The organism is Actinomadura sp. HBU206391, assembly GCF_014323665.1.
GTDB lineage: Bacteria > Actinomycetota > Actinomycetes > Streptosporangiales > Streptosporangiaceae > Actinomadura_C.
This window is the reverse complement of record NZ_JABVEB010000107.1, coordinates 1-20,068: the sequence shown is the minus strand read 5'-3', so window position 1 is coordinate 20,068 and position 20,068 is coordinate 1. Positions and strand designations below refer to the sequence as shown.

16 protein-coding genes and 1 pseudogene are annotated in these 20,068 nt (G+C 70.4%); 6 read left to right on the top strand and 11 right to left on the bottom strand.

Features of this window, described 5'->3' with window-relative positions; all coding sequences use genetic code 11:
- The first annotated feature begins 163 nt into the window (after positions 1 to 163).
- A complete protein-coding gene (locus HKK72_RS24860) occupies positions 164 to 3,472 on the top strand; it encodes a chromosome partitioning protein ParA (RefSeq protein ID WP_222721095.1) in 3,309 nt (1,102 codons plus the stop codon).
- 88 nt (positions 3,473 to 3,560) lie between these two features.
- Here HKK72_RS24860 and HKK72_RS24855 read toward each other — a convergent pair whose 3' ends face one another.
- Positions 3,561 to 3,773: a hypothetical protein gene (locus tag HKK72_RS24855; RefSeq protein ID WP_187236835.1), complete on the bottom strand. Its 213-nt coding sequence runs from the start codon at positions 3,771 to 3,773 to the stop codon at positions 3,561 to 3,563.
- Between the two features lie 213 nt (positions 3,774 to 3,986).
- On the opposite strand from HKK72_RS24855, the pseudogene HKK72_RS41325 reads away from it, so the two are divergent.
- Positions 3,987 to 5,149, top strand: a pseudogene (locus HKK72_RS41325) (helix-turn-helix domain-containing protein).
- Complete coding sequence (locus HKK72_RS24840; RefSeq protein WP_315987431.1) at positions 5,146 to 5,376, top strand: DUF397 domain-containing protein; 231 nt, start codon at positions 5,146 to 5,148, stop codon at positions 5,374 to 5,376. The pseudogene HKK72_RS41325 and the gene HKK72_RS24840 overlap by 4 nt, the downstream one beginning before the upstream one ends.
- A gap of 65 nt (positions 5,377 to 5,441) precedes the next feature.
- Here the strand turns inward: HKK72_RS24840 and HKK72_RS24835 are convergent, their stop codons facing one another.
- From HKK72_RS24835 to HKK72_RS24815, 5 genes are read right to left on the bottom strand one after another with little or no spacing between them, the layout of a single operon-like run.
- Entirely contained in the window at positions 5,442 to 8,072 is a 2,631-nt protein-coding gene (locus HKK72_RS24835; protein ID WP_187236832.1) for an NYN domain-containing protein, read from the bottom strand.
- The gene (locus HKK72_RS24830) at positions 8,072 to 9,370 is read right to left on the bottom strand and encodes a CHAT domain-containing protein (RefSeq protein WP_187236831.1); all 1,299 of its coding nucleotides are present in this window, start codon (positions 9,368 to 9,370) and stop codon (positions 8,072 to 8,074) included. Before HKK72_RS24830 ends, HKK72_RS24835 begins: the two co-directional genes overlap by 1 nt.
- Positions 9,363 to 11,108 (bottom strand): hypothetical protein, encoded by a 1,746-nt coding sequence (locus HKK72_RS24825; RefSeq protein ID WP_187236830.1) that lies wholly within the window; start codon positions 11,106 to 11,108, stop codon positions 9,363 to 9,365. The genes HKK72_RS24830 and HKK72_RS24825 overlap by 8 nt, the downstream gene beginning before the upstream one ends.
- Before the next feature lie 2 nt (positions 11,109 to 11,110).
- Positions 11,111 to 12,070, bottom strand: coding sequence for an ATP-binding protein (locus HKK72_RS24820; protein WP_187236829.1), 960 nt, complete (start codon positions 12,068 to 12,070; stop codon positions 11,111 to 11,113).
- Complete coding sequence (locus HKK72_RS24815) at positions 12,052 to 12,324, bottom strand: CU044_2847 family protein (RefSeq protein ID WP_187236828.1); 273 nt, start codon at positions 12,322 to 12,324, stop codon at positions 12,052 to 12,054. The genes HKK72_RS24820 and HKK72_RS24815 overlap by 19 nt, the downstream gene beginning before the upstream one ends.
- 343 nt (positions 12,325 to 12,667) lie before the next feature.
- On the opposite strand from HKK72_RS24815, the gene HKK72_RS24810 reads away from it, so the two are divergent.
- Entirely contained in the window at positions 12,668 to 13,525 is an 858-nt protein-coding gene (locus HKK72_RS24810; RefSeq protein ID WP_187236827.1) for an Imm1 family immunity protein, read from the top strand.
- A gap of 27 nt (positions 13,526 to 13,552) precedes the next feature.
- Here the strand turns inward: HKK72_RS24810 and HKK72_RS24805 are convergent, their stop codons facing one another.
- The gene (locus tag HKK72_RS24805) at positions 13,553 to 14,422 is read right to left on the bottom strand and encodes an arylamine N-acetyltransferase family protein (RefSeq protein ID WP_187236826.1); all 870 of its coding nucleotides are present in this window, start codon (positions 14,420 to 14,422) and stop codon (positions 13,553 to 13,555) included.
- A 77-nt stretch (positions 14,423 to 14,499) separates the two neighbouring features.
- Between HKK72_RS24805 and HKK72_RS24800 the strand changes: the two genes are divergently transcribed.
- Positions 14,500 to 15,177, top strand: coding sequence for a TetR/AcrR family transcriptional regulator (locus HKK72_RS24800; protein WP_187236825.1), 678 nt, complete (start codon positions 14,500 to 14,502; stop codon positions 15,175 to 15,177).
- 53 nt (positions 15,178 to 15,230) lie between these two features.
- On the opposite strand, the gene HKK72_RS24795 is transcribed toward HKK72_RS24800, so the two are convergent.
- The 4 genes from HKK72_RS24795 to HKK72_RS24780 all read right to left on the bottom strand — a co-directional run bounded on the left by HKK72_RS24795 (position 15,231) and on the right by HKK72_RS24780 (position 19,344).
- Entirely contained in the window at positions 15,231 to 16,064 is an 834-nt protein-coding gene (locus tag HKK72_RS24795; protein ID WP_187236824.1) for an ATP-binding cassette domain-containing protein, read from the bottom strand.
- Positions 16,061 to 17,122, bottom strand: coding sequence for an ABC transporter permease (locus HKK72_RS24790; protein WP_315987430.1), 1,062 nt, complete (start codon positions 17,120 to 17,122; stop codon positions 16,061 to 16,063). The genes HKK72_RS24795 and HKK72_RS24790 overlap by 4 nt, the downstream gene beginning before the upstream one ends.
- 58 nt (positions 17,123 to 17,180) lie before the next feature.
- Positions 17,181 to 18,170, bottom strand: a complete 990-nt coding sequence (locus HKK72_RS24785; protein WP_187236823.1) for a sugar ABC transporter substrate-binding protein — start codon at positions 18,168 to 18,170, stop codon at positions 17,181 to 17,183.
- A gap of 157 nt (positions 18,171 to 18,327) precedes the next feature.
- A complete protein-coding gene (locus tag HKK72_RS24780; RefSeq protein ID WP_187236822.1) occupies positions 18,328 to 19,344 on the bottom strand; it encodes a Gfo/Idh/MocA family oxidoreductase in 1,017 nt (338 codons plus the stop codon).
- A gap of 206 nt (positions 19,345 to 19,550) precedes the next feature.
- On the opposite strand from HKK72_RS24780, the gene HKK72_RS24775 reads away from it, so the two are divergent.
- The gene (locus tag HKK72_RS24775; RefSeq protein ID WP_261987149.1) at positions 19,551 to 20,060 is read left to right on the top strand and encodes a nitroreductase family deazaflavin-dependent oxidoreductase; all 510 of its coding nucleotides are present in this window, start codon (positions 19,551 to 19,553) and stop codon (positions 20,058 to 20,060) included.
- Positions 20,061 to 20,068 lie beyond the last annotated feature (8 nt).

Below are 20,068 nucleotides of genomic sequence, written 5' to 3'. Positions count from 1 at the left end.
CGTCCGGCGGGTTCGTGCCCGGGCCTCAGTTCCAACGGCTCACCGACACCGCTCGCAGGCGGCTGCAGGAGGAGCTCATCCTGGCCGCCGGGCCGGACTCGCCGCTCGCGGCGGCCGTACGGGCCCGGCGGCGCAACCGGAGTCCGCGACAAGGGGGAGACGCGTGACCGCCACTTCGGCAGACGCCGCCAAGGAGACCGGCGACGACGTCGCAAAGACCGCCGAGACGGTGGCCGACGAAACCCGCACGAAGACTCGCAAGAAGACCGGCAAAGCCGTCGGCAAGAACGTCGGCAGGGGCGGCGCGGCCCGTACGGCGGCTCGCACGGCGGAGGCCGCCGCGGCGCGGCCGGGCGACGACGTCGACGTCGTCGGGGACCGGACTCTCGTCGCCTTCCAGGCGATCAACATCTCCCGGCTGTCCACGCACCCGGTGCCCACTGTGCCGGGCACATTGATCGTCGTGGCCGGGCAGGGACCGAAGGACTCCAACGGCGCCGGGAAGTCGTCGTTCATCGCCGCGATCACCGCGCTGCTCGGCGACGAGCAGTGGCGGTTCGCCTCGGGTGCCCGCGCCGTCGCCGAGCTGCTGTTCAACGCCGAGCTCGCGGCTCAGGGCGAGAGCCAGTGGGCCAGCGCCGATCATGGCTACATCATCGGTGTCTTCTCCGATCCGCAGCGGCCGGAGGACACCGCGCTGACGGTGTGGCTGCGAGTGAACGCGGACGCCCCACATCTGGAGATCCGCTGGCGGGAGGGCGTCCATCTGGCCTCGGCTCCGTCCGAGGCGGAACGGGTCGGCATGGCCGACCGGCTGTGGGGCGTGCTCCCCCGCTCGGCGGGCCGGCGCGACTTCGTGGCCAAGGACCTCGGCCGGGTGCTGTACGGAGGGCGGGTCCGCTGCGTGTCGTTCCTGTCCACCTCCGTGCGCAGCAAGGTGGCCACCAACCTGCTGTCGCAGCCGCTCAACGAGATAACCCCGGAGCGGATCTTCAGCGCCATCGCCGCGCTCACCGGGCTCGACCGGGAGCTGGAGGCCGAGCGGAAGGCCCGTGGCGAGGAGCATCGCGAGCTGGCCAAGGCGGCCGAGGCGGTCGAGCGGCTGGCCGAGTGGGAGTCGGAGGCCCGGTCGCTGCTGACGACGTTCGACCGGCGTGACCGGGCCCGCGAGCAGGTCGCGGCGGCCGAGCGCTGCTGGCGCACCCGGCAGGCCCGGCTGGTGGTCGACGCGGCCGAACGGGACGGCTCGTACGCGGCCGAGCAGGAGCGCCTGCGCCAGGAGAACGCGGACACCGCCGCCGCCGTCAAGGCGGTGGACCGCGAGATCGAGCAGCTCACCGGCGGGGCCCTGGAAGAGCGGCTGGTCGAGGCTACCGGCGTCCTGGCCGAGCTCAAGGGCCAGGCTGAACAGATCGGCGAGGACAAGGCCGTCGCCCGCAACCGGCTGGAAGAGCTGCGCCGCCAGGCGTCCGCGCTCGACGACCGGCAGCGGGAGGCCGACGGCCGGGACGTGCCCACCGCCGGAAAGGAGCGGGACGCCGCCGAGGCCCGGCGAGACGAGGCCCAGCAGGACCTCGGCCTCGCCAAAGGCCGGCTGGCCCAGGCCGAGCGAGACCTGGCCGCCGCCGAGGCCGGGGAGAGCATCGCCCGCGACCAGATCCACGCGCTCGCCGCCGCCGAGGTGCCCGCGGTCGGCCTGCTCGACGCCGTGGAGCTGAGCGAGGCGGTTCGGGACCGGTGGGAACGGGCGCTGTGGCCCTACCGCGAGGCCGTCGTGGTCGCGTCGGGCGACGTGGACGCGGCGGTCGGGTCGCTCCGCGGTCTTCCCGGCTCGATGATCGTGCCCGCCGAGCGTGACCTACTACATGATCACGACGGCGAGGACGCGGGGCTGCCCGAGGGCGTGCGATGCCGGCTCGCGCTGCGGCGGTTCTTCGCCGCGCTGACCGGTGACGGTGACGGAGGCGGCGCCGGAGATGCCGACGGAGACGGTACGGTCGGCGCCGACCGGGCCGGCGTCCTCATCGTCGGCGGCTTCGCCGAGCCGGTGACCGGACGGGCGGCGCGGGTGCAGGCGGCGCGGGCCGCGCTGGACGGCGCGCGTGAGGATCTGGACCGCGCGGGGCGGCGCGCCTCGGACGCCGCGGCGGAGGTGGCCCTCGCCGCCCGGCGGCTCGAGGCGGCACGGGCCGCCGAACGCCTGCTGGACATGCGCGAGCAGATGACCGGGCTGCGAGAGCAGCTCGAGGGGCTGGCCACGAGCGAGGCCCGGCTCGGCCCCAAGCTGGGCGCCGCCGAGCAGAGCGTGCGGCGGTTGCAGGCCAGGGCCGACACCATGGCGCTGGAGATCGACCGGCTGCGCGGTCGCCGGGACGCGCACGAGCGCACCCGGGACCAGGCCCGGGAGCAGATCGCCGAACTCACCGCCCGGCGAGCGACGCTCGGCCTTGACCGGCTGCTCGAGGACTGGGGCGGCACGCCGGAGGGCGCGGCGGACCGGCTGCTCGCGCTCGTTCCCGACGAGCGGTCATGGACGCCCGAGGAGTGGTGGCACTCGGCCGACCGGCACCTCGCGGACGGGCTCCGGCACGTCTTCCCCGGCGGCACCGACGACGAGGACATGCCGGAGGAGATCCGCTTCCTGCTGAACGAACGGGCCGACGGGGCCGGCCGGCGGAGCGAGCGCGAGCAGGCGACCTTCCCGAGGCTGATGCGCGGGCTGGTCGCGTACCTGCGCCAGCAGGAGGACTACGAACGGCACCAGCGCCGCCAGATCGAGATCCAGCAAACGTCGCGGCGCGCCGACCTGGAGAAGGCGCAGAAGGGGGCGTCCGAGGCCGCCGAGGCGGGCACCGCCCACCGCGCCACGCTGGTCGCGGCGATCCGGTCCCGGCTGCAGCGGGTCTCCGAGGAGTTCGAGAAACTCGACCTGGGCTACGGCGGGTACGGCGCGACCCTGGAGTTCCCCACTCCCGAGCCCCCGGGCGGCCCCGAGCAGGAGTGGCGCTGGCGGGTGGTGCCGAAGTGGCGGCGCTCGGAGGGCCAGCGGTACGTGCCGTACAACCGGCGGGCCAACACCGCGCTCATGGACGAGAAGGCGGTCAAGCTCGTCTGCGCGGCGGCGCTGGCGAGCTCGACGGGCCGCCCGGGCGAGGAGGCCAGGACCCAGCTCGTCCTCGTGCTCGACGAGCTCGGCCGCAACCTGGGCAAGGAGCACCGCCGCGAGGCCGTCGCGCTGTTCCGCCAGATCGGCGAGACGCACGGCATCACGGTCATCGGCGCGTTGCAGGACGACATGGAGCCGTACGCGATCGACGCGTGCGGCCAGTACGTCAAGCTGCGCCGCTCGTCGGACACCATGCCCTACAACGAGCCGCCCGTGGTCGTCGGCCACGACGAGCACACCGGCCGGGTCCGCATGCTCGCCAAGTGGATCAGCGACACCCGCCCATCCACAGACACATCGAACTAACCATCTAGTCAGCGGCCTGCGGTGATACACCGATCGATATACGGTGAAGGTCAGATCACCCTTACCCGAATACCTCCTGCAGTTGCGACTAGCGTCCGCCGGCCGCCTCCTGCTCCTGCTCCTGCTCCTGCTCCTGCAGCTGCCGCTGCCGAGCTCGCACCGCCTCCTGCGCCTGCAGCGCCCCTTGCTCCCCTCTGAGCATCTGCTGCTCCTGCTCCTGCCGCGGGCGCTGCGCGTCGCAAACCCAGCGGCATCGAGGCTCGGGCCGGCCGATCATTCCTTGGTCGGGTGCGGCGGTCATGACTTGGACGGTGGCAGGGGAGGCCGCAGCCGCCGGGGACGCCTGCCCCACCGCGAGGGCGACCGTTCCCGCGAAAACCAGGCCGGATATGGTAGCTGCCGTTTGCCGGCGAATTCCCATGGAAATTCCTCCTTGGAGAATTCAAGCCCATGCAGGCCAAATCGAGATTGCGGAACAGGGGCCTCGAGGGCGAATTCATTGTCACGCCCGACAATGGATGCGTTCATGGATCCACTACATGACCCGTGTCGCACCTTTCCCCACGTCATCTCCTTGGACGAACTACCTGAAACTGCAAAGCATGCAGATTTAACTCGAATTTTCCACAGGCGTACGCGTCGGCCGACACGAACGTGCCCGCGGGGCGGCCGGCCAGCTCGCAGAGGACGACGCGTTCGGGAAAGGCGATACCCCAGGCCAGGACGGCTCCGTCCTCGGCCTCGAAGTCCAGTGCGCAGACCGAGAAGCGCCGTGGCGCCGTCTCGGCCGCCAGCTCCGCGGCCTCCGCGACCAGCGCCGCCGCGGCGGAGGCACAGGCGGAGTTGCTTCGGCATTGCCCTGAGGCCCGATCCCCATCCGTGGTTTCCTTCCTCCCGGGGCGGTCTCGCCACCACTTCCGCCGCACAAGCACGGCTCGGCTGGCCGCTGTCGAAGGTCTCCCGCATCGAGACCGGAAAGCAGGGCATCCGCCCCACCGACGTCGCATCGCTGCTCGTGGTCTACAAGGTGACCGGCGCCGAGCACAAACGGCTGCTCACCATGGCCGAGCGCTCCGGCGAGCGCGGCTGGTGGGAGATCATCGGCGGGCTGTCCAAGGAGTCACGGACTCTGATCCAGTTGGAGAGTGAGGCGACCTCGATCTTCGACTTCGAGCCGCTACTCATCCCGGGATTGCTCCAGACACCCGACTACACACGCGCCGTAATGCGCGCATGCGGAGTACAAGAGCCGGACCTGGAGGGGCGGGTCGCCGCGCGAATGGGGCGTCAGGCGATCCTGAGCCGTAGCGACCCGCCGACATTCCACACGATCGTCGACGAACCCGCGCTGCGCCGTGTCCTTGGAAACCGTACTGCCATGGCGCGCCAACTGCACCGTCTACTGGAGGCCGTCGATTACCCCAGCTGACACTCCAGGTGCTTCCATTCGAACTTGGTGAGCACACTGGACTCGACGGGTCGTTCAGAATCCTCAACTTCGCCCGAAACAAACCCGTCGTCTATCTCGACCACAAGGTCTCTGGCCTCTTCCTCGAAGAAGCCGAACAGATCACCTTCTTCCGCCTCCAGATGGATATGCTCGTTGACGTGGCGATGAGTCCCGCCGAGTCGCAGGACCTCATTGCCCAGATAGCAAACGAGCATGAGCGGGAGTGAACACGGTGACGAACCCGCCAAGGCCATCGGAATCCGCCGTTCTGAGGTGGCGGAAGTCGACCCGCAGCGGCTCCAACGCGAACTGTGTCGGGGTCGCGTCACTGCGCACGGCCGTCGCCGTCCGCGACTCCAAGGACCCCAGTGGTCCCCGCCTGGTCGTGGGTCGGCGCGACTGGATCGCCTTCCTCGACGCCGTCAAGCGCCGCGAGCTCAACCGCTCATGGTGAATGGGTCGCCTTGGGGGATTGCATTGGCAGTGCTGCCTCCGCCCTCGCCCGGCTACTGGCAGGGCTTATGGGCGATCTTCGGGTCCGGCCGCGAGGGTTTCGATGGTCGCCTCCAGTGCGTGCATCGGTGCCGAGTCACCCGAGAACGCCCTGAGAATCGTGAGCAGATCCTGCAGACCGCCAGGTGAGTCCAGGCATGTCCGCAGGATGGAATAGGTGTCCGAGTTGGCCGTACTATGTCGTGAGATCCGCATCGCCACATCGCTGGGGAGAGAAGACACCACCTGGTCACGGCCTTCGGATATGGCCATGATCGGTAGTGCGAGAAGGCCGTCCACGACCTCGAACAGGCTCTGAACATCCCACGGTCCACTTTGCGGGCCCGCCGATGGGACGATGCCCGCTCCCACCAGTTCAGGTTCTCGGTGGATGCTGTCGCCGCCCACTCCGAAGATCCTGACCCATGCCGTGGTATTGGTCTCCTTCATTTGGACCTCGATCGGCGCATATTCATCGGGCTCGAGAAGTTCCCCGCCACGTCGTATCACCGTTTCGTACACGCCGGCCGAAACGATGAAGCCGAGGTGGGCGTGTGAGGAGTTGAGCGCGTTCTTGAAGTGCGGCGCGTCAAGCAGGCGGGCCGCATGGATGACCGCAGTGCCGACGATGCCGTGGGGGTCGGTCGCCACCTCGCCGATGTGCATGGACACGCGGAGCCGGAGCTGCGTGACCTGCCCCGTCATTTCATTGTGCCGTCGCAACTCTCCGTTCAACCGATCGACGATCGGATGGAACATGGCCGGATCGAGGTCCGGCGGCGGCACGATGATGACACCGTCGCCGCGATCCTCGTGGTGGCAGCCGTCGAACGGCACACCCGATGCATCGAAGCTACGCCGCAATCTCTCGTGCAGAGCGACCCTCAGGTACTCCCGGACGCGGTCATCCCGCGCGGGATCGCCGAACGAGGCGATATCGCATGCGAAGATCGCACAGCGACCGGACGGTGCCTGATCGCTCCGCCGCTCCGAGTTCAGCACCTGCGAGAGCGCGTCGGCCGCCAAAAGGTGGACACCCGCCTGCTCCACCAGGTGAGCCAGGTCTCGGTCCGAGGAGACCACCGCGACAGGGCGTCCGGTCTCGGCCCGCGCGAGCTGCCTGATGAAGTTGACCACCCCCAGTCCCTGCGGGAGGAGCACCCGCACGCCGCGGGGCAACGGCGACGGGATCGACTCCCTCGGCACCGGTTCGTCGAAGACGCAGGTGATCTCGGCGCCGGTCCGGGCGGCGATCTCGCCGAGACCGGACACCAACCGGTTCCGCCGATCGGCGATCAACCGGTCTCGCCGATCGGTGTCGAACGGCACGCCCTGCCGGGCCACGTTGTCGCCATCGACGATGAGGTGGACCCCCGGTGTCGCCAGCAGGCTCTCGAGCCGCGCCGGCCCGTCGCCCTCCTCCGGCACTGCCTCGGGCTCCGCGACCGACGGCTCGTCGCCGGCGTCGTCCCAGAGCAGGGTGATGTGCGAGCCGAAGTGCCGAGCCGGAGCGGCCGCGGCGGCGGCCTCCCTTCGCAGCCGCAGGACCAGGTACGGGAGATCACTCACCGGCTCGTCGGCGAGGTTCCATCGCAGCCGGGCCGAGAGCTCCTCGGCGAACCCGGGAGTGCGGCACCACACGGCCACCGGAACCCCGGCGGACCGCAGCGCGTACAGGCTCAGGTAGGGCGCCCTCTCGAAGACGGCGCACACGTAATCGGCCTGGAGCAGGTTCGAGTACAGCAAGCGGGAACCATGCACCTCCCGGGGTACCCAGAAGATCCGGCCCTGTTCACCGTGGTCCTCCTGGCGACGCAGGATGCGGCTGCGGCGCTGCCACCTGGCCTGCTGGCCCAGGCTGAGCGCCGTTTCCCTGCTCCGGACGACGGCCGGAAGAACGGTGCCCACGGGAACGGGCGCGGAACCGGGCCGATCGACGAGCCACTGATCGACGGGGAGGCCGAGGAGTTCTTCGGGCAGCACGAATTCGACCCACAGATCGTCACGGCCGTGCGGGTCAGAGACCAGATATCTGAACGCGAACGCGAACCGGGCCTGAAGCTCGTCGACGGTGAGCGGCCCGCTCCGGTCGACGGCCGAGCCCGCGAAAGCGCCGTCGGGCCCGATCTTCAGCACTCTCAGCAGATAGCGGTCGCCTGGGCCGCCGGCCACCGGCTCGACGTCCACCATCACCCGGGTCACGGCACGTGTTGCCGGTGGGGTCGGCGGCTCGGCGGGGGCCGCAGCGGGAGCCGCCGTGCGAACCGGGCGCGTGGTCGTGGCCGCTGCCTCTACGGAGTCGTCCCCTACCTCCACCGGCAGCTCGATCCTGCGGACCTCGACGCCCCGCTCGGTGAGAATGGTGAGCCAGAGAGAGCGGCGGCCGGGTTCGGCGTGCGGGGTCACGATGAATTCGGCGGGCCCGTACGAGCCGCCGAACCGATGCAGGACGACGCTGGCGTCGTGGACCGCCTCTACGGTGAAGGCGGCCGGGCCCTCGAGCACACAGGTGAAGGGCAGCTCCTCCCTGTCATGCGGCCAGTCACCGGCCGCCTCGGCGAGCCGCAGGTCGACGGTCACCAGGTAGGGGCGCCCCGGAGCCATCTCGCGCGGCCAGCCGACCACCGGCTCCAGCGTCAACATGCCGACGGACGCCATCACACCCCCTCGGCGGTGGCGAGCGAGACCGCTGTACGCGGGCTCCCATAGAACACGTACATGAAGCGGTACAGCAGCGGAAGCAGCCGGCGGTTCCCCTCCGGCCCGTCCACGTCGAGCAGGTCGTCGGGGGTCAGCCGGGCCATCTCGGCACGCAGATCGCGCACGGCCTCCGCGACCGACCGGCCAGGGTGGTCGCGCAGGTGGCGGAACAACTGACCGGCCATCTCATGCGCCTGGCGGTCGCCCACCCGGCCGCTGGTCGCCAGCACTCCCGCCGCGCCGGACCTCAGGAACACCTCGGCGAATCCGCGCAGCGCGCGGTCCCTGAACCGGCCGGCGTCGTCGACCAGCGAACCGGAGTGGCAGGCGTTGAGGAACACGAACGTGGCGGCCGGTCCGAGCCGGTCGAATCTCCTCGGATCGAAGCGGTCCAGTGGCACGCCGCCGAGAACGCAGTCGGACAGGCGTGTCCCGTAGGTTCCATGGCACGCCACGTAGACCATGGCGAGGGGGTCACCGTCCTCGAGGGCCTTGGCCAGCCTGGGCAGGCTGTCGCTGCTTTCGAAATGGTACGGACCGAGCAGCGAGAGGTCGTGCTCCATGTCGGCGGCGACGTAGGCGGCGACCGGCCCCGCGCAGGTGTGCTCGGACCGATAGTCGCGGACCGTCTCCCCCCAGGCCGTCTCGATGGACATCCACCGGGTCACGGTCACCAGGCCACCGAGCCAGCCCTCAGTGCGGCCCGACCCCGGTGCGCGCTCCAGCCAGAACAGCTCCCAGGGGATGCCGTAACCGGTCTGATCCCAGATCACGAGCTGAAGCTCGTCACCGTGAGCCGCACGCCGCGCGTCGAGCCACCGGACCAGTCTCTTCTTCGTCCGTGACCACGTCCGCATGGAGCTCAGGACGTCCGCGGGCAGCAGGCCGTCGGCCGCCACCAGGGAGCCGAGAGCGAGATCCGGGCGGCCGTACACGTCCGCGAACTCCACCAGAGGGCCACAGCAGCACACCGCCCGGAGCCGGAAGCCCTCGGCCCCGCCCTGTTCCACCGGGATGACCACGAGCAGGGCGGTACCGGTGGGGAGTCCGACGCCGAGATCGGCCGTGAAGGCGTCGAAGACCGCGGGCTCGCCCGTTTCGAGACCGGCCTCCGCCTCGGGTGGCGAAGGCGGCGTGGGCGATATGCGTCGTGTGGAGGGCTTCCCCAGCACCGGCGGCGCGTGCGGCATGCGGACGGATCGCCGGGACCGTGCGTTGTGGAACACCGCGTCGGCGAACCGGCGGGGGTCAGTCATCGCCTGACCCACCCGGCACGACCGAGCCGCCGAGGGTCTGCGCGAGTTCGGTGGTGAGGTGGGCGTACGGGCGGGGGCCCGGGTCCATTACGAGGCTGCGGACACGGTGCAGCCGGCCGATCTCGGCGGCGACGTCGAGGGCGTCCTGGACACCTTCGCGGCCGACCCGTCCGGGCGCGCTCCGCGTCCGGCTGGCCCGGAGCGGCACGTTGCCGCGCCCATCGGTGACGACGAGCAGCAGCGCCTCGTCGACGGCCGCGTCTCCGTGCTGGGTGTCGTGCCGCAGCAACCGCGCCGCAAGGCTGAGCCCATGCGCGAGCGGCGTCGCCTGCCCGGCGGAACGCTCCAGCGCCTCACGCACTCGCGGGTCGAGCAGGCTGCGCGCGGAGAACCGCTGGGCGCACAGCTCGTCCGGTGCGTCCGCCGCACCGACCTCGACCACGCCGACGGCCGCTCGGACGGAGTAGGCCCACTGGAGGTAGGGGGCGAGTGCCCCGTACCAGTCCCAACCCTGCCGGCAGGTGTGGTCGAGAAGCAGCACCAGCAGATGGGCCGGGCGCGGTGCCCTCCGGTGGCTGCGCAGATCCGCGGCCCGCACGTGCAGCGGATGGAGGGCCGGCCCGCGGAAGTGGTCCGGGCAGCGCAGAGCCTGGAACTTCGCGGACTCGAGCAGCGTCGCGGTCAGCGCGATGTCGCGTATCTCTCGGGCGGCCTGTACGCCGATCGGGTGACCGCGCGGAGGCCCGCCGTCGGCACTGCGCCGCCAGGGCGCCCGCAGGGGCTCGGCCTCGTGCCCGGGCTCCGCGCGGTCCTCGGGATACGGGTCACGGGACATCCCAGGGGCGGGCAGTGTGACGGTGGGCAACGGCTCGGGCTCCGCGAGGGACGCGCCGACCTCCCGGACGGCCGGTTCGGTCTCGACGGGCGGCCCCCCTCGCGCCGCCGGCCCGGCCTCGAAGGCACGCGGCCCGGGCTCCGGCTCCTCCGTGGTCGGCGCGGACAGCCCGATGAGGTGCGCGGCGTCGTCCACATGCTGGGCCTCCACGACGGACGCGCCGCCGAGTGCCGCCAACGCACGGGCGATCCGGGCGAGCGATAGATCGCGGCGCGCGCCCACGCCCAGAGCCGAGATGAGTTCGATGACCCGGTCCGCCGCCGCGACGGACAGGCCCGGCAGCAGGCCGGCACGCACCGCCCGGCGCCAGGACGGCGCCGGTTCCGCGAGCATGGGTTCCGCGCCCGGCCGCAGGCCCGCGGCGTCGACCCGTACGGCGAAACGGTCGAGCAGATGGGGTGAGACCCGGCCGATGTCGTCGCGACGGCAGGTGGCCAGCCAACGGTCACTCGGCGCCCAGGTCACATGCCGTCCCATGCGCTCCAGATGGGCCACGTCGGCGCCGATCGTGGTGACGGCTGCGCGGCCTGCGGCGAGCCCGAGCCTTGCGAGGTCGGGTACCAGGATCACGCCGGGCGGCCGGCCCGCCCCGACCAGTGGTCCGGGCGCACCGCGAAAGCCCGCCCACTCCGCAGGCCACGGGCGCACCCGGGTCCACAGGTCGTCCTCGGTCGTCGTGGCGCCCACGACGGTGACCTGGCCCGGCGCCGCGAGCAGTTCGGCGAGCCGACGGGCGACCGCGGGGGCCAGCGCCGGATCGAGGTCGAAGAGCAGGACACCTGAGAGCCCCCGATCCAGGGCCGCGCACGCCAGCGCGGTGGACACTCTCTCGCCGACCCGCACGCTCAGCCCTCCGCGAGGACCTGGTCGAGCCGTTCGTCGTCCTTGTCGGTCCACTCGATGCCCTCGCCGTACGCGGCCTCCGGCCGCCGGTGCATGATCGCGTGCGGGGCCATGGCGCGCACGTCGGCCGGGGTGATCTCCGAGTGGCCGTTCAGGGCGGCATTGGCCCGGGTGGCCTGCGCCATCACGATCTCGCCGCGGTGACCCGCCACTTCGAACTCCGCGGCGATCCTGGCGCACAGCGACGCGATGTCCTCGCCGAGGCGGACGTCGGCGACGGCCGCGCGGGCGGTTTCGATCGCGTCCCGGCGCTCGCGGTCGAGTTCCGCGCCGCGCTCCAACCACACCGAGTCCGGCCGAGCCCGCTCCTCATCGAACCGCAACGCCGTCATCAGGATGTCGCGCCGTACCCGCGGGTCCAGTTCCGCTCGCACCGGCACCACAAGGCCGAACCGGTCCAGCAGCTGCGGCCTCAGCCCGCCCTCTTCGGGGTTCATGGTGCCGACCAGGGTGAACGAGACGGGTACCTCGGGGCGGTCGAGCCCGTCCCGCTGGACGACCAGCAGCCCGGTCGAGACGACGTCGAGGATGATGTTCACGACGTGGTCGTCGAGGAGGTTGACCTCGTCGATGTAGAGGAGCTGTCCGTCCGCGCTCTCGAGCAGTCCCGGCTGCGGACGGGATTCCCCCCGCATCAGGGCGTCGATCTGCCAGCCGCCGAGCACCCGGTCGTCGGTGGCGTTGATCGGCAATGTCACCGGCAGGACGCCGTACATCATCCGGGCGAACGCCCGTACGGTCGTCGACTTGGCCGTACCGCGCTCGCCGCTGACCAGCACCCCGCCGACCGCGGGCAGCACGTGGGCGATTTCGAGCGCGCGGCGCAGTGCGTCCTGGCCGACCACGTAGCTGTACGGCAGGAGCGGGAAGCCCGCCGCTTCGTTCACTCCTGAGCCTTCCATCGGAGCACCACCTGGAGCTGGGCCCCGCTGGTCGACTCCACGATGGCCGCACCGAGCTTGGCGTCCAGCTTGACCGCGAACTGCATCTCGAACTCGTCCGGGCGAATTCCGTCCGCCATCCCGTCAAGTCGCTGTTTCACCTCCGCGGCGCACGAATTGACCAGGTCGAGCGCCTCCGTGAAGAGCGGGCGAGCGAGCCGCACCACCTTCTCGCGAACGTTCCGGGTCGCCTCGTCCCCGTAGACGTCCGTCATCTCGGGAGACGGTGCCTCCGCGACCTCGATCTGTATGGGTGCGGTTCCCGCACGTCCCTCAACCTCGACAACGACCACTTATGGCCCCTCTTCGATCAACCGACGACACCGCCTCAGTCTGCCCGAGAAATCATTCAACGATCTGGCAACCGCACGAATAGCCGCACAAGGCACGAGCTCGCCGTAGGGGCACCATGGAGCCGACGCCGATGGGAGACGTGATCGGCGCCGTGTTCGACGACACCTGCGGCAACCTCGTCGGCCTGAACCAGCTCGGCTGACCGCCCTCGACGAGGGCGGCGAACGGCCGCTCGAGATCGCCGGCCCTCGGTAGGCTCGGCCGGTGATCCGCTTCATCGGGGACTACTACGGCAACCGTTACGAGGTGTCCGACGCCGCCGGCACGGCGGAACATTTCGATCACTGTTCCAACGGATACGTGCCGCATGGCGTACGTGGACAGTCGATGTACCTCGGCCGGGTCGACAGCACCGAGGAGCTGCGTCTCGACCTCGACGGCAGTGCCGTGGAGTTGCGGATCGACATCGACGTGGACGCCGGCCGGGCGGCGGCGTTGCGCTGGTTGCCCGACCGCTCCTACGCCGTCGAACTTCCGCCCGCCGAAATGCTCAGCGTGCTCGAGTCGGAGTCGGCGGGCCTGATCACCGTGCCGGCCACCGTCGCGCGGGTCAGTCCCGGCACGGCGCGCCGCGCGGTGATCGAGTACGTCCTCACCGGCCTGCGTCCCACCGGCATCGAGTGGGCGGTCCATGACCGGGAGTGGCCGCCCGGACGGTGGGGGCTGACCGACGAACGCGGTCTCGACTTCTCTCCGGAGTCCGAGGACGAGCTCGTTCACGGCCTGGACGAGATCGACCGGGCGGCCCGCCGTGATCGGAACCCGGTCATCGCCCTTCTCGATTCGGCGATCGATGTCGAAGGGGCGCCGTACATGTACCTCGTACTCGGGGGCGATGACAGCTTCATCGAGTACGAGACCGGTGACGAGGGCGGCGAACGCGTCGTCGGCAGAGGCCCGCATGAGGGAGACGAGAGCACGACCCTCGCCCGTCACGGTGCCCACGGCTTTGTGAGATACCCGAGGTGGATGGCGATCCGCCGCGATGCCGCGTACGCCGCCGCCCGCGAGTTCTACCGCACCAGGGCCCGGCCGACCTGCGTGGAGTGGCGCGACGGCTGAGCCGCCCGAGGGGAGGGCACGCGGCGGTCAGCCCGCAGGAGGGGCATCGATCCCGCTCAGGGCGCGCATCGCGTCGGCCTGGTCCAGGGCGATGCCGAAGGTGGTCACCAGCAGGCCGGCGAACTCCTCGTCGGTGAGGGTCCGGTGGTCGGCGGAGCCGTCAGGGCGGGTGACGGTGAGGTCGCGGCCCCGCAGCGAGTGACGCGCGTCGGCGGAGGTCCGCTGCACGACCGCCTGACCGACGAAGGGCGAGGACGGATTCGTGGACGTGAAGTAGTTGCTCACCACGAAGTCGGCGTACGGCTGCGCCTCCAGGGTGAACGCGTACAGGTCGAACCAGCCGCCCGAGTGCAACGACCGCAGCACCCAGACGCCGCCGTCCTCCCGGTCGAGGCGAAAGCTCCAGCCGCCCTGGCGCGCCGGCGTTCCCGCGGTCAGCGGGATCGGCTCCAGCAGTCCCTCGCCGCCGAAGCCCACGTCGGCGAGCCAGACCGAGCCCTCCCCCGCGCCGTCCTCGGCTTCGGCCTCGACGCGGAGTGTCGCGTGCGAGCGCGGTCGTATCTTGTCGCTGCCGTTGCGGATGCGGGCGAGCAGCCGCGTCACGCCGAAGCCGAGCCGCTCGAGGACCGCCGCGAACAGCAGGTTCTGCTCGTAGCAGTAACCGCCCCGGGAGCGGTGGACGAGTTTGTCCTGCAGGCCGGCGAGGTCGAGCCGGATTCCGTGGCCGAGTGGGATGTCGAGGTTCTCGAAGGGGATCGCGGCGGTGTGCGCCAGGTGGAGGTCGCGCAGCGTGCGCGCGGTGGGGGCCCGGTCACCGTCGTACCCGACGCGTGCCAGATAGGCGGTCAGGTCGAGGAACTCGATGTCCCATTCGGTCGAGGTGGCGGCTGCGCTCATGAGGCCCTCCATAAACTTCACATCGAGTGCACATAGTAAAGTGCACACACTGTGAAATTCAACCGAGGGGCCGCCGAGTGAAGCCCATCGCACAGCCGGCCAACGCCCGCAGCCGCCGCACCAAGGCGGCGATCCTCGCCGCGACCCGCGCCCTGATGGAGGAAGAGGGGTTCGAGACGCTCACGATGGCGGCGGTGGCCGATCGCGCGGACGTCTCACGGCGCGGCGTCTACCTGCACTTCGGTTCCCGTACCGAGCTCATCACCGCGCTCTTCCACTACGTCAACGAGACCGAGGACCTGGACGGATCGCTGCGCCCGGTCTGGGCCGCGCCGGACGCGGTGGCGGCGCTGGACGAATGGGCCCGTCACCTGGCCAGATATCACACCCGCATGATCCCGTTCGCCCGCGCCATCGAGCGGGTACGGCATGCCGACGCCGACGCCGCGCGGCACTGGGACCTCGTTCTGCGGCACTGGCACACGTGCTGCCGCCGGCTCGCGGACCGGCTGGCCGCCGAGGGACGGCTGAACCCGGCCTGGACCGCCGACTCGGCCGCCGACATGCTCTGGGCGCTGATGTCGTTCGACGTCCTCGAGGGACTGCTCGACGGCAGGGGCTGGTCGCGGGAGGAGTACGCGGACCGGCTCGGCACGCTGCTGCTGTCGACGTTCGCGACCGCGGACCCGTCCGGCACCGCGGACCCCCCGCCGGCCGGCGGGAGCCGGAGTCCCGGCGGGGATCCGCGGTCGTGAGCCGGCAACGCCCGCGAAGGCCCGTGTCGCGGGGAGGCCGGGCCGGCCGGGGCTCAGGCGTCGGTGAGACCGAGTCGCTTGGCATCGGCCGAGAGGTCCTGAGCCGCTTGGGATTCGACGCCCTCGAGTTCGTGGGCGAGTTCCTCGAGTTCCGCTCCGCCGGCCATCAGGGCGGTCAGCTGCTCCCGGGTGACCTCCTCCTTGCGGTGGTAGCCGATGCCGCGCCCGCGCTTGAGGAGCAGGAAGCGGTCGCCCACCGGATAGGCGTGGTGCGGGTTGTGGGTGATGAAGATGACGCCGAGACCGCGCTCACGGGCGCGCACGATGTAGCGCAGCACCACACCGGCCTGCTTGACGCCGAGCGCGGCGGTCGGCTCGTCCAGGATCAGCACCTTGGCGCCGAAGTGAACGGCCCGGGCGATGGCCACGCACTGTCGCTCGCCGCCGGACAGGGTGCCGATGGGCTGGTCGACGTCGCGCAGATCGATGCCCATCTCCAGCAGCTCCGACTTGGTGGTGCGCCGCATGTAGTCGATGTCGAGCCGGCCGATGCCCTTGCGCCGTTCCGACCCGAGGAAGAAGTTGCGCCACACCGGCATGAGGGGGACGACCGCGAGGTCCTGGTAGACGGTGGCGATGCCCCGGTCGAGGGCCTCGCGGGGCGAGCCGAACTCGACCCGCTCCCCCGACACCTCGTAGGTGCCGGAGTCATGGCGGTGCAGACCCGATGCGATCTTGATGAGCGTGGACTTGCCGGCGCCGTTGTCGCCGAGCACACAGACGACCTCGCCCTTCGCCACCTCCAGCGAGACGTCCTGCAGGGCGATGATGTTGCCGTAGTGCTTGCCGACGCCGGCCAGCCGGACCAGCGGTGCCGTGTCACTCATTCCGACACCTCCGCGCGGCGCCGGACCACCAGGTTGACCACCGTGGCGATCAGGAGCATCGCGCCCAGAAAGAACTTGAACCAGTCCGGGTTCCACTCGGCGTAGATGATGCCCTTGTTGGTCATCCCGAAGATGAAGGCCCCGATGGCGGCCCCGACCGCCGAGCCGTACCCTCCGGTCAGCAGGCAGCCGCCGATGACCGCGCAGATGATGTAGAAGAACTCGTTGCCGACGCCCTCGCCGGACTGGACGGAGTCGAAGGCGAAGAGCAGGTGCATGCCGGAGAACCAGGCCGTGAAGGCCACGCCCATGAACAGCGCGATCTTGGTCTTGACCACGGGCACGCCGACCGCCCGGGCGCTCTCGGCCGACCCGCCGACGGCGAAGATCCAGTTGCCGGCGCGGGTGCGGAGCAGCAGCCAGGTCGCCGCCGCCACCATGACCAGCCACCACAACACGGTGATCTTGACCTGGATGCCGAAGATGGGCAGGTCGGAGGCGAAGACGTCCTTGGCCGCCTGGAAGCCCGCCATGTCGGCGATCGACTGGGTCGCCACGTTGTCGCTGATCGCCTTGGTGACGCCGAGATTGGCGCCGGCGAGCATGAAGAAGGTACCGAGCGTGATGATGAAGCTCGGCAGGCCCGTCTTCACGTACAGCAGCCCGTTGACGAAACCTAGCGCCAGCGAGACGGCCAGCGAGACGGCGACGCCGACCCAGACGTTGAGGCTCAGCTGGTAGCTGAACATCGAGGCGACGAGGGCCGAGGTGGTCACCATGACGCCGGCCGACAGGTCGAACTCGCCGCCGATCATGAGCAACGAGACCGACACCGCCATGATCCCGAACGTCGAGCTGGCGTACAGGATGGTCGAGAAGGCGTTCGCCGTCAGGAACGTGTCGGCGGTCACGCCGAAGAAGACGAACAGCGCGAGCGCGCCGATCAGCGCGCCGATCTCGGGCCGCCCGAGGAGCCGGCGGAGCGGGGACTTGCGGGCGACGCGCTCGTCCAGCGCGGCGGGCTCTGCCGGCTGGGCGGGTTGCGCGATGGTCTTCACGGGTGTTGGTCTCCTTTCTGCCGACGACGGGGCGCCCCGTGAGGGGCGCCCCGTGAGGTCAGCGAGTTCCCCGGTCGGCGAACGGACCGATGGAGTCCGCCGTCTCCTTGGTCACGATGGCCGGGCCCGTGAGCACCGGCCGGCCGCCCCCGACCACGTTGCCGTTGTTCTTGTAGAGCCACAGCTCGTCTACCGCGCCGTAGCCCTGGAGGTAGGGCTGCTGGTCGACCGCGAACTGGATCGACCCGTCCTTCAGCGCCGTGATCAGCTGCTTGTTCATGTCGAAGGTGGCGACCTTGGCCGAGCTGCCGGCCTCCTTGGCCGAGTCGACCGCCGTGGCGGCGAAGGGCGCGCCGAGCGTGAGGATCGCGTCGGTGTCCTTGGCGGCCTGGAGCTTGGCGGTGATCGACGACTTCACCTGAGGCATGTTCGAGCCCTGGACGAACAGGTTCTCCATCTGCCCCTTGAAGGTCTTCTTCGCGCCGGCGCAGCGGTCCTCGAGACCGACGTTGCCCTGCTCGTGGATGACGCAGATCGCCTTCTTGGAGCCCAGCTTGTTGAACTCCTCACCGGCCGCCTCGCCGGCCACCTTCTCGTCCTGGCCGAAGTGGACCAGTGCGCCGTACTCCGCGGACTTGTCGGCACCCGAGTTGATGGTCACGACCGGGATCTTGGCGTCGGTGGCCTTCTTCAGCACGTCCTTGAGCGCCTCGGGCTTGGCGAGGGTCACGATGATGCCGTCGACCTTCTGGTCGATGGCCGCCTGCACCAGCTGGGCCTGCTTGCCGCCCTCAGGGTCCGCGGAGTAGAGGAACTCCACGTTGTCCTTACTCGCCGCGGCCTTCGCGCCCTTCTGCACGATGTCCCAGAAGGTGTCGCCCTGAGCCGAGTGCGTCACCATGGCGATCTTGATTCGAGGGCCGCCGCCGGCGGCCGCCTTGCTCTCCTTGTCGGCCGCCTCCTTGCCTCCGGAGCTGCTGCACGAGCTCAGAGCGAGGACGCCCACCAAGGCGACGGCGGCCAGGCCACCGGTCGCGAAGCGCTTCATCAGTTCTTCTCCTTGTCTCGGGATCACAGAAAAGCGGGTGTCATGCGTCGATCACCCCGATGGCCCTTGATGATGACCGTCGGACCGATCACATCTCAAGGAAAAACGCGTACGAATCAGGCCGTCTCCTGGCGGCGGCCCGGCCGATCATCTACGGTCAGCCACCTACTCTGACCTCGTCGATCCGCACGGCCGCGCCCTCGCGCCGGGAGCGTTCACAGGCCTCGGCGACGTAGAAGGCCTCCAGCGCCTCCTCCGGCGTGCAGGGGCTCTCGATCCGCCCCGCGACCAGGTCGGTGAAGGCCCGGAGCTCGGCCGCGTACGCGCCCGCGAACCGTTCCTGAAAGCTCCCGTAGACGTGGCCGGCCCCGACACCGTCCTGGGCGCGCGTGAGCGGCGTGCGCTCGTCCAGTCCCGCCACGACGCTGTCCTTGGAGCCGAGCACCTCGAGGCGCGCGTCGTACCCGGCCCCGTTGTAGCGGCTGGCCGAGATCAGCGCGAGGGTGCCGTCGTCGAGCGTGAGCACGGCGGCGGCGGTGTCGGCGTCGCCGCACTCCCGGAAGATCTCATCTCCCCGGTTGGCGCCCACGGCCATCGCCTCGACGACCTCGTGCCCGGTGACGAAGCGGATGCTGTCGATGTCGTGCACAACGCAGTCCCGGAAGATGCCGCCCGAGACCGGGACGAACTCCTTGGGCGGGGGCGCCGGGTCGAGTGTGCAGGACCGTACGGTGTGCAGCCAGCCGAGCCGCCCGGTGACCACCGCGTCCCGCGCGGCGGCGTATCCGGCGTCGAAGCGGCGCTGAAAGCCCACCTGGACCGGGATCCGTGCCTCGCGTACGGCCTCGATGACGTCCAGCGTGCCGGCGACGTCGGGCGCGACGGGCTTCTCGCAGAACACCGGCAGCCCAGCGGCGGCGGCGCGCTTGACCAGCTCGGCGTGCGCGTCGGTGGCCGCCGCCACGACCAGGCCGTCGAGATCGGCCTCGAACAGTTCGTCCACGCTCTCGAGCGCACGTATCGGACGGGCTCGGTCCCCCAGAGCGGTGGCGAGCCCCGCCGCCCGGCGCTCGTCGGCGTCGGCGATCAGCAGCGACTCGATCTCGGAAAGCCCGCTGAGCGTTTCAGCGTGGCTCGCTCCGATCCGTCCCGCCCCGGCCAGCCCGATCCTCATAAGTGCCTCCACGTCGATGTGGTGGAACGTTCCAGGATGTCCAGCATGACTTGACGGGTGACCCAGAACAAGACGCAGTCCGAGAACCGAGGCGTTACCGTTACGACACGTTTTCGGCGTTGCCTCCCACCTGCGCAAGCAGACACTAGTTTGGGCGTCATCGAGCGATCATGGCCGAGGTCGGCCACCCGGAAGGGGCCAGTCACATGATCGATGACAGCCGCCGGACCATGCTCCAGCGCGTGATGGGTCCGCTCTTCCACCGCGTGTCGGGCGCCGCGTGGTTCGCCGCGGTCGGGCCCAAGGTCGTGCCGCCGCTCGACCGCGCGCTGTACAGGGCGTCGCGTGGGCGGCTGCTGCTCGGTCAATCGCTCGTGCCGAGCCTCCTGCTGACCACGACGGGGAGCGTCAGCGGCCGGCCACGCCAGGCGCCGCTCGCGTGCATGCCGGAGCCGGACGGCTCGTTCATCGTCGCCGGCAGCAACTTCGGACGGGACAGGCACCCGGCATGGACGACGAATCTGCTGCACGCTCCCGAGGCCGTCGTCGGTTACCGGGGCAGGGCCATCCCCGTCACCGCGACGCTGGTCGAAGGCGAGGCACGGGCTGAGCTGTGGCCGCGGCTGCTGAAGGTCTGGCCGGTCTACGACCGCTACGCCGAGCGCTCCGGGCGCGAGCTGCGCGTCTTCCGGCTCACTCCCGCACAGCCGCGCTGACGGCGGAG